This window comes from Streptomyces sp. NPDC107575 (genome assembly GCF_055657265.1).
On sequence record NZ_JBVKBG010000005.1, the window covers coordinates 952,582 to 966,385 of the forward strand.

At 70.5% G+C, this 13,804-nt stretch carries 11 protein-coding genes; 8 read left to right on the forward strand and 3 right to left on the reverse strand.

Features of this window, described 5'->3' with window-relative positions; all coding sequences use genetic code 11:
* Window positions 1–132: 132 nt before the first annotated feature.
* From ACZ7L4_RS29110 to ACZ7L4_RS29135, 6 genes are all read left to right on the forward strand, one after another.
* Window positions 133–2,367, forward strand: a complete 2,235-nt coding sequence (locus ACZ7L4_RS29110; protein ID WP_472107193.1) for an SUKH-4 family immunity protein — start codon at window positions 133–135, stop codon at window positions 2,365–2,367.
* Window positions 2,368–2,381: 14 nt separating this feature from the next.
* A complete protein-coding gene (locus ACZ7L4_RS29115; RefSeq protein WP_472107195.1) occupies window positions 2,382–2,669 on the forward strand; it encodes a hypothetical protein in 288 nt (95 codons plus the stop codon).
* 106 nt (window positions 2,670–2,775) lie between these two features.
* The gene (locus ACZ7L4_RS29120) at window positions 2,776–3,162 is read left to right on the forward strand and encodes a toxin-antitoxin system YwqK family antitoxin (RefSeq protein ID WP_472107197.1); all 387 of its coding nucleotides are present in this window, start codon (window positions 2,776–2,778) and stop codon (window positions 3,160–3,162) included.
* Window positions 3,163–3,930 carry a hypothetical protein gene (locus ACZ7L4_RS29125; RefSeq protein ID WP_472107199.1) on the forward strand — a complete coding sequence of 256 codons (768 nt, stop codon included), beginning with the start codon at window positions 3,163–3,165 and terminating at the stop codon, window positions 3,928–3,930.
* A 35-nt stretch (window positions 3,931–3,965) separates the two neighbouring features.
* Window positions 3,966–6,173 (forward strand): SUKH-4 family immunity protein, encoded by a 2,208-nt coding sequence (locus ACZ7L4_RS29130; RefSeq protein WP_472107201.1) that lies wholly within the window; start codon window positions 3,966–3,968, stop codon window positions 6,171–6,173.
* Between the two features lie 252 nt (window positions 6,174–6,425).
* A complete protein-coding gene (locus ACZ7L4_RS29135) occupies window positions 6,426–7,154 on the forward strand; it encodes a hypothetical protein (protein ID WP_472107203.1) in 729 nt (242 codons plus the stop codon).
* Between the two features lie 270 nt (window positions 7,155–7,424).
* Here the strand turns inward: ACZ7L4_RS29135 and ACZ7L4_RS29140 are convergent, their stop codons facing one another.
* Both ACZ7L4_RS29140 and ACZ7L4_RS29145 read right to left on the reverse strand, forming a co-directional pair.
* Entirely contained in the window at window positions 7,425–8,747 is a 1,323-nt protein-coding gene (locus tag ACZ7L4_RS29140; RefSeq protein ID WP_472107204.1) for an SUKH-4 family immunity protein, read from the reverse strand.
* Window positions 8,748–8,816: 69 nt separating this feature from the next.
* Window positions 8,817–10,856, reverse strand: a complete 2,040-nt coding sequence (locus ACZ7L4_RS29145) for an ATP-binding protein (protein ID WP_472107206.1) — start codon at window positions 10,854–10,856, stop codon at window positions 8,817–8,819.
* A gap of 190 nt (window positions 10,857–11,046) precedes the next feature.
* Here ACZ7L4_RS29145 and ACZ7L4_RS29150 point away from each other — a divergent pair, with 190 nt between their 5' ends.
* Entirely contained in the window at window positions 11,047–11,502 is a 456-nt protein-coding gene (locus tag ACZ7L4_RS29150) for a VOC family protein (protein ID WP_472107208.1), read from the forward strand.
* A gap of 12 nt (window positions 11,503–11,514) precedes the next feature.
* Here ACZ7L4_RS29150 and ACZ7L4_RS29155 read toward each other — a convergent pair whose 3' ends face one another.
* Window positions 11,515–11,955 (reverse strand): SsgA family sporulation/cell division regulator, encoded by a 441-nt coding sequence (locus tag ACZ7L4_RS29155; RefSeq protein ID WP_472107210.1) that lies wholly within the window; start codon window positions 11,953–11,955, stop codon window positions 11,515–11,517.
* Between the two features lie 245 nt (window positions 11,956–12,200).
* On the opposite strand from ACZ7L4_RS29155, the gene ACZ7L4_RS29160 reads away from it, so the two are divergent.
* Window positions 12,201–13,796, forward strand: coding sequence for a sigma factor (locus ACZ7L4_RS29160; protein WP_472107212.1), 1,596 nt, complete (start codon window positions 12,201–12,203; stop codon window positions 13,794–13,796).
* The last annotated feature ends 8 nt before the right edge of the window (window positions 13,797–13,804 follow it).

The window sequence follows — 13,804 nt, forward strand, 5'->3', positions numbered from 1 at the left end:
AAACTCCGAGCAGGTCGTACAGACCCCGGGCGCGCAGTCGCCGGGCCGGCGGCTGCCAGAGCATCGATTCCCGGTGGCAACGCTGCCCCATTACCGTGGTGGACTTCGGAAGCCGTGGCGACGAGAGGCGACATGACCGTGACATCCGTGGGCATGCCCGCAGAAGAAGTACCAGGCCGGGTGGGCGCATGGTGGCGTGCCGGAGGGCGGGGCGGAAGTGCCGCGCATGTCGTCGCTCCGGACGGGGTCGATGCCGGGGCCGTCCTGCGGCGGGTGCACGAGGCCGTCCCGGGAAGTGTGCTGATCGATGTCGCGGGGCTCAGCGCCGAGCAGGTGATGCACCAGGCCCTGACCACGCTGGGGGTCGATCTGTCTCCTGGCGAGCGGGGCTTCTGGCCGCAGGCGCTCGGTTCGTGGAACGAGGAACGGTTGCTGGTGCTCGTCAACACCCGCCGCTCCGGGCAGACTCGCCGGTCGCAGGAGCCGCGGCGGCTCCTGCGCAGCACCGTCCGCCGCCTTGCGACGGGGAAGCTGGCCCTGCTGACCGATGCCGACGCCCGGCTCCTGCCGCTGGGGCTGCAGCCCGAGAATCTCTTCCACCTGGCCGGGCTTGCCGCTGACACACCGGCTCCCGACGTTCCGGCTGCCCTGCGCGCTCTCGCCCTGGCGGAGCCGCGCAGCGTACCCGTGTCCGTATGGGCACAGCTCGTTGTCGCCCTGACAGGCGAGACCATGACCGCGGAGGAACTCACGGGGCTGGCCCGGGAGCGTTCGGACCTTCTCGTGGCCGGTCCGCTCGGCGTCTCCTTCGCCGACGAGGGCGTGGCCGAGGCCTTGCGGCGCGAGGTTGATGCCGAGGACCTCAGGCGTGTCAATGCGCACTTGGTCGACTGGCTGTTGCGCGCGTCCGCCGAATTCCGCCATCCCGAAGGGTGGGCCAGGTCCGGCCCCGTCGGGTTGTACGCCGCCGCAGGGCTCGCCATGCACGCCGTGCAGGCCGGGTCTTACGAGGAACTTCTGGCAGACGGACGGACGGTCGCCCATCTGCCGCAGACCGCACTCATCGACGCGGCACGCAGTCACAGCCCCATCATCCCTGGAAACAGCCCCGCGGCCGACGCGATTCACCTGTGGGGGTGGGGAGTTGTACCGAACCGCCAGCGCGATTGGGCGTCCTGGCTGCACTTGATGGCCTGGTCCCGTGACGAGTTCGAGTTCGCCCGGTCCGTGGCCTCGTCCGGTGTCTCGCTTCCCTGGCGTACGAAGTGGTCCCGCTGGCGGCCGCCGGGCGGGTGTCACGCACGTTTCCTCGAGACGGGCAGGTTCTCCAGGCTTGCGGAGGTCCGCTGGCAGGGGCGGCCCGCCCTTGCCGGGTTGCAGAAGCGCATGGTCGACAGGTCTCCGGAACCGTACGTGTCCGTCCGGGACGCGGAGACGGGCGAACTTCTCGCAGGCCCTTGGGACCGGGACGAGGTTCCGCAGAAACACCGTGCGGACCTGTCCCTGCCCACTGCGACGTCCACACCGATCCCGTCGGCCTTGACCTCACAGGACGGCGAGCCGGCCGGGTCGCCCCAGCGCCTCGTCGACCTGTTCGCCTCGTCGTCGCCCCGGCGCAGCGAGCACGATTTCCTGATGCCTTGCGCGCCCTTGACCGTGGGCGAGTCAGTGGTCTTCGGGGGCGAACTCGGGCTGGTCGCCCTCCAGTCGGCGGACGGCGTGGACCCCTCGGACGCCTTCGGCCTCCGGCTGACGCCCCTGTCCGGGGACTACCCGGCCCCCGGTCCGAGCCGTCCCGTGGATGCCGCTCCGCCGAGCCACCGGGACCTGGTCGCACTGTTCGGCGAAGACGAAATCTTCGAGGCCGAACCCGAAGAGCTCCCGGAGGAGTTGACCCACCGGCCGACGCGTGAGCTTCTCACCGAGTTCGGGCTGCCCGACATGGCGGAGGGCGCCATGGCGCTCCTGCCGTACGGGGACGCGGACGTCGACCTGCTCGACGAGGTGGACTGGCCGGACGACACCGAGCCTGCGGCGGAGCGCGGCCCCTTCTTCCAGATCGGCAGATGGCTGGGGGGCGAACTCGTCGTCGACGGGCCCACGGGCCGCATCCTGCGCGTCCCGACCGGCCCCGACCCGGCCGGCCCCGACGAGGAATTCCTGACCGCTCTTCCCGCCGCACGCGACCTGGAGAGCTTCCTGACGATGGTCGCCCTGTTCGTCACCGGGCTGCGTACGCGCGACCTTGCGCTCCCGCTCAGCTCCGAGCGGAGGCAGGTCACCCATAGGACCCTGGAAGCGCTGGCCGCAGTCGACGAGACGGGCGGCGGGCAGCCCGCATGGGCGTACATCCTCGAGAACGAGTGACGCGAGCATCATTCGTGAACAGGGAGCTCGAGAATTTCATCAAGGTCTACCTGGACTATGACCAAGCGTACGACACCAGTGGAACACTTCGCCCAACTCTGCACGTATTTAAGCCTGAATACGTCGAACGCGTGCGACAGGGACTGGAAACTTTACTCCGAGATCACCAGCTCTCGACGGCCGATTACGAGAGAATCACCGACATCGAGTTCGCGAGCGAGGTAGCCCTGTACTCCTACCTACAGGACATGTACCGGTACCTTTTCGAGAACGGAACGGACCAGCCAATGCCGCCCGAGTAGACGGTGTGGCGACCGCTTCCCGTTGTCCGTCCGACGGGATCCTCAAGCCGTCTCCGAGCCGTCAACTGGGACGACTGGACGGTGGCCGAACACAGGGATAATGACCATGCGAGTCGACAGGGAAGACACGTACACAGAGGACGACAACGTGATCGTGCATTACGAGGGCGAGCCCTATACGGGCGAGGTCGTATCGCACGACAAAGAAGGTCGGCTGATCCAGCTCCAGACGTATGTCGACGGAGTGTCGACCGGCCCGTACCGCCGGTGGTGGCCTGACGGATCCGTGAGGTCGGAGGGAACACTCAGCCTGGGAGCGCACATTGGCGAGTGGCATTCATGGCACCGCAATGGCCAGTTGGCCAAGCACATCTTCTACACCGATCGCGGCACAGGCATGTGCGGCCGCAAGTGGGACAAGCAAGGCAACCTCCTCCAGGAGTACGGGACCTTCCCCGAGGACTCCAACAGCCCTGCACCTCCTGGGAATTAAGTGATTCTTGACCGCCTCCAAACCATCAACTGGGACGACTGGACAGTGGCCTTCGACCACTCACGGTCGCGCGCCCTGCTGATGCGCGAATACCTTCGCCGCTCCGCCCAGTGGGCCCGGCACTACGGCGCCGAAAGCGTCTGGCCGTTCTTCGACATCGTCGAACACGTCGACGCGTCTGTGCAGTTGCCCCCGGACGTCGCGAGCGACCTCGACGCGTTCCTGCGCGGCGGGATCGGCCCGAACTCGGTCGAGCGGACCGTGACGGGTGCGGTCCGCTGGGCGGAGTTGCGTCGTCAAGGGCGTACGGATCTGCCCGAACTCCCGGAACCGTACGAACCCTTGCTGCTCATGTACGAGCGCGGGGGCGGCTTCTATGTCGATCAGGCCATCGACCTCAACGGCGTGAGCCTGCCCCGCTGGGGCCTCGACACGGCCATCGCCGCTCCGCCGTTCCTGACGTTGGGCACGGCGACGCTCGACGCCCTGGATTCCGACGCGAAGGGGAAGGTCACGTACTTCGCGGTGGTCGACGAGGGGTTCCCGAGGGAACGGCCGATGGGGCTGATGCGACGTCGGGCGGTCGGAAGGGAGCCCGTCACGCGCGACGAGGCCTTCAGCCGGAACCTGCGATGGGAACCCACCGACTATTTCGACCTGTACGCGCTGGGACACAATGACACCGCCCACGTGGAGATCTCGGAGATCGAAGCGGCGGCCTTCATCGACCGGGTGATTCAGCGGTCCGGGCCGCCCCCTTCCACCTGAGACCAGGGAACCGACACCAACCAGGGAGAGGCACAGTGCCCGAGCCGACCACCGACACTGCCGACGGGATCCCCGAGGAGGAGGTCGCCGGCCGCGTCGGCGCGTGGTGGCGTGAGGGCGGGCGTGGCGGTCACCTCGCCTTCCTCGCCCTGGAGGACGGCCCCGACGCCTCGGCGGTCGTACGCCGGACGCACGAGCAGGTACCCGGCAGTGTCGTCGTCGACGCCACCGGCCTCACCGCCGAGCAGGTCCTGCGGCAGGCCCTCACTGCGCTTGAGGTCGAGCTGCCCGCGGACAGGCCGCACGCCTGGCGCTTCGGGCTCGGCGCGTGGCCGCAGGAACGGCTGCTGCTGGTCGTCAACACTCACCGGGCCGGCCCGACACGACGCTCGTACGAGGCGGAGCGCCTGGTGACCCGGACGCTCCCGCAGTTGGCGCGCGGCAAGTTGACCGTGCTGATCCACACGGTTCCGGGGCTACTCCCCTCGGATGCCGAGGCCCAGACGGTGTTCCGGGTCTCGGCTCCCGCCACCGAACCGACACCGACGCCGGACTCGGCGGCCCTGCGGGCCCTGGCCCTGGCTGAGCCCCGTTTCGTACCTCTTCCTGTGTGGGCCCAACTGGTCACGGCGCTGACCGGTGACGCGACGACCGAGGACGAACTCGCCGCGCTCGTACGAGAAGAACCCGGAGTTCTCCGGACCGGACCGCTCGGGGTCTCCTTCGTCGACGAGGGCCTCGCCGAGAGGCTGCGCCGGGACACCGGAGCCGAGGCCGATGCCGCTGAACTCCGCCGACTCCATGGGCACATGGTGGACTGGCTGACGCGCTCGGCTCCCGAGTTCCGGCACCCCGAGGGCTGGGCCCGGCACGGCAGCGTCGGCCTGTACGCGGCCTCGGGGCTCGCCATGCACGCCGTACAAGCGGGAACGTACGAGGAACTCCTCCGGGACGGACGCGTCGTCGCCCATCTGCCGCAGACGGCCCTCATGGACGCGGCGCGCAGCGTCACCTTCTACATCCCCGGGAACACGGCCGCCGCCGACGCCATCCACCTGTGGGGCTGGGGAATCGTCCCGCGGCAGCAGACGGAGTGGGCGTCGTGGATGCACCTGATGGCGCTCACACGCAACGACCACGCGTTCGCATCGGCGGTCGCCGCCTCCGGTGTCGCGCTGCCATGGCGGGCCAAGTGGGCGAAGTGGCGGCCGCCGGGCGGCCTGCACGCGGACTTCCTCGAGGCGGGGCGATTGGCCGCGCTGGCGGCGGTGCGCTTCGAGGGGCGGCCCGCCGTCGCCGGTCTGCAGCGGCGGACGGTGAACGAGGAGGAGTTGCTGTACGTCGCCATCTGGGACGTGGAGACGGGAGAGCAGCTCACGGAGTCCCTTGAGGACGACGACATCCTGGACGAGTACGGCACGGAACTCACCTGGCCCGCGGAGCACGGGCACGACTCCGCCGCGCCCGACACTGTCAGCGAGCTGTTCGCCGCGTCGCTCCCGCGGCGGGACGACCGCGCCTGCATGCTGCCCTGCGTGCCGCTGACCGTGGGTGATGTCACCCTGTTCGCAGGCGACTTGGGAATGATCGCCATCGAACCAGCGGAGGACGTGGACCTCTCCGACTTCGGCGCCCGGGCGCTCCCCCTCAGCGGTGACTACACGGACGCGGGCCCGTGCAGCCCGGTCGACGCTCCGGCCCCGAGCCACGAGGACCTCATCACCGTGTTCGGCGAGGACCTGATCTATCCCATCCAGCCCGAGGACCTGCCGGACCGGCTCACCGATCCCGCGACCCGCGAACTCCTCCTGGAATTCGGTCTGCCGTACATGAAGGAAGGGGGCATGGGGCTCTTCCCGTTCGGCAACTGGGAGATGGGCGTCCTCGACGAACTGCCCTCCTGGCCCGAGGGGGTCGAGCCCGTCGCCGAGAGCGGCCCCTTCTTCCAGATCGGCAAGTGGGTGGGCGGCAAACTCGTCGTCGACGGCCCCACAGGACGCGTCCTGCGCGTCCCCACCCAGCCGGGCGAGGACCACCTCGGCGGCCTCCCCGTCGCAGGCAGCCTCGAGGAATTCCTCACCCTGGTCGCGGTGTTCGTCACCGGCTGGCGCTCACGCGCCCTCGCACCCCCGACCAGCGCCGAACGGCAGCAGGCCACCTACTGGGTGGTGGGCGCCCTGATCGAGACCAATGAAACGGGCGGAAAGCAGCCCGCTTGGTCGTACGTACTGCACAGCACGTGACTCCGCGCCGAAAGGGCTGTTCTCAATCGACGTCGCCCTTGAGGGCAATGCGCCGGTCTCGCCCACAACCGGCACGGAAGACGCCCGCGGGATGAAGATCGACCGCATGCCCGATGGAACCTATCTGCAGCTTCGCCCCAATGACGGTCAAACATCATGCGCGACAGTGTTCCGTGGGAGGGGATCCCCTTCAAGGCATCACGGAAAAATTCAAGAGTACGCCTGAAGCCGCCTGCATACGATGGGGGCCTCGTGACAGAGAGTCTTATGGCGCACAGCAGAATGCTTGATTTCCCCGGGCATGAAGTACGTCTGGAGCGTGACGTGCTGGATGCATCGATGGATCACGGCATGCTGGCGCGTCTCGCCTTGAAAGGCCTGTTTACGTTCTCTGAACGGCTCTGCGTTCCCCTGGCCCTGGAAGTGCTCACGGCCTATTGGGAAGACGAGTTCGACATCCCCATGAATTACCCCGCACGTCCTACGAACTCGCGAATGCTGCGACGCAAGCAACTCCCCCCAGGGATCGTCACACCCCGACCTGGTTGGCCGGGCGAAGAAGTGACCACGGCAGAAGTGGTAGACGAACACACCGCTTCGAGCTTCGTCCGAGAGTTCATTGAGCCCACCCCAAATGACCCTACGGGGACGCCCATCGGGTGGACCGACATCTACGTCCCTACCGCAATGATGCGACTGCCTCACAGCTTTTCCGACGTCGACGCCACCAAAATTTCCGTCGCCGTCGCGGGTGGGGTTGTGGACCACCCGATCACAAGGGTCGACGGCGGCGCGTGGGTGTACGGGCCGTTGCCGGCGACCCTGCACGCCCCCTTCGAGTACCGAATCCACCGAAGGTCCGGCAAGTTGATCCTCGACATCTCCCTCTATTGGAATCTTTGGACGGAGAACGGCTCCGGCGTCGCCGATATCACACGCGGAATCGATGCAGTGATCAGCCTCGGTTGGCAACTCGCTTGACCAGAGTCGACGAGACGGGCGGCGAGATAACGGAATGACCATGCGAGTCAACAGAGAAGACACGTACACCGAGGGCGACAACGTGATCGTGCACTACGTGGGCGAGCCCTGTACGGGCGAGGTCGTATCGCACGACAAAGAAGGTCGGCTGATCCGGCTCCAGACGTATGTCGACGGAGTGTCGACCGGACCGTACCGCCGATGGTGGCCCGAGCTGGATTGCGTGACGCGGACCGACCGTGACCGCACGGCTCATCGCTCGTCCTCCGCTCAGAACAACCCGTCCCACATCTGATCGACGATCACCGACCACCAGTTCCGCGGGTCATCCAGGGCCGAGGCGTCGATGGCGACGAGCTGCTCCTGGAAATCGGCGACGACTCCGCCCGCCCTGGCCGGGTCGAGAGCGATCATGCCCTCGCGCGTGGTGTGCAGCAGCGCCAGCGAGCGGACGAAGGCGGACGCCGAGGCGTTGACGCGGCGGCCCGCGCCGTCGTCCGGGGTGACGGCCCAGATCTGGCCGACCGGCTCGCCCTCCAGGTCGGAGTCCGTGCACTGGACGGTGATGAGGGCGACGCCGTCGGTGCCGATCCTGACGTGGCCCTCCAGGAAGGCGAGGGCGTCGGCGTCGGCCTGGGTTCCGGTCTCGCGCAGGTGCGCGGCGGCGTTGCCGAACAGGCCGCCCGGGAGCCCCGCCTGCGGGCCGTCGGCGGTGAAGAAGAACGGCATGTCGGCCGGGAGACCGGCCCACGTCAGCGTCGCCTTGGCGGCCTCCGGGAGCGGCGTGCCCGCCACGTCGTCGGCGTCGTAGCGGCGTACCGCGTCGGCGCCGAAGGCCTCCGCCAGTTCACGGCCCAGGGCGACGTCGCGGAGCGGCTCGGCCGGCTCGACGTCGGTCGGTACCGGGGCGCGGTGCGGGCGGGGCGGCGGCTGCTGGCCCGCGATCCGGTGCGTCTGCTCGACGTACTCGACCAGGCCGGCGACCGCCTCGGCGCGCTCCTCGGCCCGCAGGCCGTACTCCTGGACGCAGGTGAACGTGGCGTTGGTGAAGCGGCGGCCGAGCAGCAGGCCCGGGTAGCCGCCGGGGAGCAGGCTGGGGCTGAGGTCGGTGTGGATGGCGATGACGTTCTGCGCCGGGACGCCGAGGCGGTCGAGGTCCGCCATGGCCTGGTACTCGGACGGCGGCTCGCCGGGGGCGGAGTTCCGGGCGAGGCTGGTCTCCTCGCCGGTGGCCGGGTCGACGTACGTGAAGACCGCGGTGTTGCCGGGGCCGGTGACCGGCGGCTGCGCGGGCGGCTCCGGTGTCTCCTGGCCGCCGCCGTGCTTCTGCTGGTACATCCGCACGACTTCCTCGACCGGCACGGACGGCCAGGTGCTCAGCTCGCCGGTGCGGCGGTCGACGACACCGCAGGAGTGGCCGAACGTGGCCGGAGGCCGGCGCTTGCCCGTGACCGGGTCGCGCTCCAACGGCGGGGCCGCGGCCCACACCACCCAGCCGAGGTCGAACTCCTGGATGCGCACCTCACGGCGCTGCTGTCCCTCGGGGTTGAGCCACCCCTCGGCGGTCGCGAGCGCCTGCTCCTGGCTGATCACGGAGTTCCCTTCGGGTCGTTCGAGGCTACGGATGGAGGGGGTGGCGGCGGCGCGCCGGGCGGCTGAGTGTCAGGCGGTCGGGCGGGCGTCGGCCCCAGGCCCGGGGTCCGGTTCGGGTTGCGCCGGGCGGATCTGGAGCGCCTTCACACCGCGTTCCGTGGCGACCAGGAGGATGCCCTCGGCGGAGAGGTCGGTTCCCGTGAGAGGCGTGGCGGAGACCAGGGCCGTGACGAGCTTCTCGTCCCCCTTCTGCGTGCCGCGTCGCCAGATGCGGACGTAGTCGGCGCCGCGGCTGAACCCGAGCGGCGTCGCGGCGCGCTCGTCGTCCGAGGGGCGCTGGATCCGGGCCGGGTCGACATCATTGATGACGGCGCCAGTGGCGAGGTGCTGCACCAGCACGGCCGGCGCATCGGGATCATCGGCCCTCAACGGGCGTGACCCCGGGGTGCCTTGAGGCACCACGCTCACGGCGACCGCGAGCGGACCCTCATCGACGCCGTCCGCCCCGGCGACGGCCAGTTTGCCGACGGTCACGCCGTCGACACCCACGACCGGCACGCTCCACAAGGTGTGCCACGGAAGCTCGGGCAGCGCCTGGCGCAGCACCGCCGCGTACTCCGGCAGTCCGTCCTCGACGAACGCTGTCTCCAGGAACGCCGCCCGCAGCACGGCGGGTGCCTGCGTGCGGGTGAGCAGCGGGGCGGTGCGCAGATACGTGCGTCCCGGCGCCGCCAACTCCTCGTAGGGCAGGGCCTCCACCGCGGCGCGCAGCAGTACCGGGTCGGCCTGGGCGAACAGGTTGGGGTCGGTGAGGAGGCGGGGCAGCAGTCCGGCCTCCAGGGTGTGTCCGGCGATGCGGTCGCGGACGTACTCGCCGGCCCGCGACCAGTCCTGGTCGGGCACGGCCTCCAGCAGTTCCATGGCGATACGTGCCTGCGCGCCGGGCACGTCCGCGATGCCCGCCCGAAGGGCCTCGCCGATGCCCGGGTGTTGCAGGGCGACGAGGGTCTGCTCGCCCTCGGGGATGTCCTCGCCGTCCCGCTCGACGGGCCGGATGAAGGGGGCGGCGAGCCGCATGCCTCGCGCCATGTCCTCGCGCATGTCCCGTTCGGCGACGGCGGAGGCGAGCGGGGTCAGCAGGTGCACGGGCAGTCCTTCGCCCTCGGCGAGGGCGAGGGGAGCGAGGATCTGCCGCAGGGTGCGGGGGTGGGCGCCGAGCCGCTGGGCGTGCAGGTCGAGCGCTTCGCCCACGTCGCCCGGCAGTTGACCCGCGTCCGCAGCGGCCGCCGGGTCGAATCCCTCCGGGTGCGTCAGGATCGACTGCACGGCGAGCTGCGCCGTCAGGCGGCTGCCCGCGCCGTCGCCCGCGTGCCGGGCGATCGACTCGGCGAGGGCGCGCCGGGCGGCGGGGTCGGTCGTGAACGGCAGTTCAGGGGCGCCGAATTGGGGGCTGAGGAGGGCCTCGGCCTGGAGCACGAGGCCTTCGGGGTCGGCCCACTCGGGGGCGTCGAGGTCGATGATCCGGGCGACACCGGGCGGCAACCCCTCGGCGAGTTCGGCGGCCAACTCCCGGGGCACGTCGGCGAGAAGGCGCACGGCCTCGACGGCGGCGAGGGGCTTGAGCACCTCCCGCACCAGGCGCGCGGGCTCCCCGGCCCCGCGCACCGGTCCGGCCCGGTCGACGTCCGGCACCACGATCGTCACCGGCCGCCCGTTCGCGGCGAGTTGGCCGAGTTCGGGGTAGATGTCGGCGGCGCGGGTCGCGGACAGCTCGTAGTGGTCGGCGAGCAGCCACAGGGTCTGCGCCGCCGTCAGCCCCGCGACGCTGGGCACCGCGGGCGCGGGCAGGTCCGGCGGCACGGTCGCCGGGTCGAACGCGTCCAGGTCGAGTCCCTTGCGGTACTCCGGGTCGCAGAGCATCAGGAACCCGGTGAGCAGCCGCGAACACCCGGTGCCCGGGCTGCCTGTCAGGATGACGACCCGCGGCGCGCCCGGCCACTCCATCCGCCACGCGGCGAGCACGCGCAGCGCGGCGTTGCGGCCCCCGATGTACGGGTGGGGCTCATAGGTGACACGGGCCTGCTCTGGGGCCTGGGTCGGGCTGGTCATCGTTCCCCCGTGGTCCTGTCCGTCCGGCACCGGCACGTCGTGTTCGACCGTACGGCGTTCATCCTACGAGGGCCGCACGGGCCGAACCACGCCCCGCCCGTCGCTTGTTACCCAGGTGTGGCGTACACCTGCCGCCCGGGCCCGGGCCGTTACGGGCCCGGGACCGCGGACCGTGCTCGATCATGGGTGGATGACCGCCTTTTACCATGTGTGCTTCGGCGTCCCGGACCTCGAGCGGGCGATGCGGGACTTTCGGCGCTCCGCCGGGGTCGAGTGGAGCGAGCCCGCGTCCGACCGGCTCGGCGAGTGGGACTACCGCATCGTGTTCACCACGGGCGGGCCGCCGTTCATCGAGCTGATCGAAGGACCGCCGGGCAGCCCCTGGGACGCGTCCGAGGGGGCCCGGTTCGATCACATCGGCTTCTGGACCAGCGACGTACGGGAGGGTTCCCGGCGGCTGGAGGCGGAGGGCCTGCCCGTGGACTTCTCGGGTTGCCCCTATGGCCGGCCCTTCGCCTATCACCAGGTGGACAGCATCGGCGCACGGATCGAACTCGTCGACGTGGCCAGGCAGGCCCCCTTCCTCGACCGCTGGCACCCGGGCGGGAAGGCGATGCCCGCCATCGACGAGGACGCCCGAGACTGAGCCCGGCAGGCGTCAGCCTTCGAGGTCGGGGCCGAAGAGGGTGGCCAGTGCGCGGTCGACGACGGACTCCACGTTCTCCTTGCCGGCGGGCACGAGCGCGTAGGTGCCCAGCAGGAAGCGGCGCAGGGCCGAGGTGTCGAACTGGACGACGGCCATCCCCTGCGGCGCGTGCAGCTCGACGACAGTGCGGGCGCGGCCGCACGGCCACACATGAACGTCGCCGGTCCCGGTCGGCACACGCAGGCCGTCGTCGAGGAGGGTGCGGGCGAAGGCCCATGTCACCTCGATCCCGTCGAGCGTGGCCTCGGCCGGGAACACCAGCTGGAGGGCGAGGGGGTCGGCGGACTTGTAGCGCAGGGTGACGGTGACACTGCGCTCGGGACCCTGGCCCTCGGCGACGACGAGGCGGGCGCGGGCGGACTGTTCGAGCGTGACGGGCAGCGTGGTCGGCATGGCAGGCCCCTTTCAGTACTGCGTGTTCCAGGTGCCCGTTCGACGCAGCGGCGGGGTGCGGTATTACGGCGTTTCCGAAAAAGCCTGTTGTGACCTGTGCCACTCACCCCTCCCGTAATCCGACATTTGTGGCTTACGGTTTCAAACTCCTCCTCATTCTCCTCCCCGATCCGCAGTCGGGCGGAGCGACGAGTGAGCACCCGAACGAGCACCGCCGACGTCGGACGGAACGGAAGACTCCTGCCATGACCGACGGCCCCGCCGCCGCGCCGATACCCCCCGCCGCCACGGAGGGCGGCCTCAGCCCCGCCGCGTACGCGCGGATCTACGAGGCGGAGCAGCCGCACCTCGTCGCGTACGCCCGCTCACTGACCGGCAACGCCTGGCTCGCCGACGATCTCGTCGCCGAGGCACACTTCCGGGTCTGGCGGCGCCTCGCGGCCGGGCACGACATCGAGAACGTGGCGGCGTACCTGACGACGACCGTGCGGAACCTCGCCGCCTCGGCCGGGCGCGGGGCGGCGCGCGAGACACCCCTCGATCCGCACGCCGCCCTCGAGCCGATGCAGGTGTCGAGCGACGCGTACGGATCCGGGGCCTACGGCGACCAGGACCCGGCCGCCCGCGCCTCCTCCGTGGACCTGCTCTCCCAGGTCCTCGGACAGCTGCCGAAACGGTGGGTGAAGGCCCTGTGGCTCTCCGAAGCGGAGGGCCAGCCGCTGGAGGCGGTGGGCCGGGGCATCGGCGCGGGCAGCGGGGCCACGGCCGTGCTGCTGCACCGCGCGCGGGAGGGCATGCGGCAGGGCTTCCTGCGCGCGCACCCGGGGACCCCGGACGATCCGGCGTGCGAGAGCCACTGGGACCGGATGCCCGCGCATGTGCGCGGCAGCGCGTCCGCCCGCCAGTCGGAGAAGCTCCTCGCGCACGTCGACGACTGCGACGACTGCCGGGCGCGGCTCGCGGTCCTGCTGCGTGCCAACGACCGGCTGCCGGCCCTGGTGGGTCCGGCGCTCCTGATCTTCGTGCTCGGCGGGGCCGGGAAGTTCCTGGTGCCGCTCATGGCCGGGGCCGGGGCCGGCGGCGCAGCCGCGGGCGGACACGGCACCGGCTCCGGACTGCTGCACGGCGTACGACATGCGCTCACCGGTGGGGCGAAGGCGCAGGGTGCCGTGGCCGGGGTGCTTGGTGTGTCGGTGGCAGGGGCCGCCGTCGCGGCCGGGCTCATGCTCACGGGGAACGACGACACGGTGCCGCCGCAGCGGTCGGCGGCGGTGCAGAGCGAGAAGTCCGGCGGGCGTGAGGCGGCCCCGCCGCCCTCGTCCTCGTCCTCGCCTTCATCTTCGTCCTCACACCCGTCTCCGTCCTCGTCCTCGAATCCGTCAACTTCCGCTTCACGGGAGCCCGTTGCTCCGCAGGATCGCTCGCAGCGGGCGGCCGAACCCGGGTCGGAGGGAGCTCCCGAGGGCTCCCCGAAGGCAGCCAAGCCTGCCGCGCCCAAGGCGCCGGCCGAGCCGCAGGAGACCGAGGCCCCGAGCGATCCGGCCACTCCGACCGCACCCTCGGATCCGCCTGCCGCAGAGCGGGCGGCGCCGCAGGAGACCCCGAACGAGCAGCGACCCGAGACACCTACGCCGACACCGACGCAAACGCCGACACCGACACCGACACCGTCCACGGATGCCCCGACTCCGACGACCGAGCCGACTACGCCGACGAGTCCCGCACCCACGACACCTGAGCCCACGGAACCCTCCGAGCCCACGACACCTCCGGAGCCCAGCGCCCCCTCCCCCACATGCACTCACTGGCTCGGCCCGATCTACATCTGCCACACAGGCTGACGCGGTGT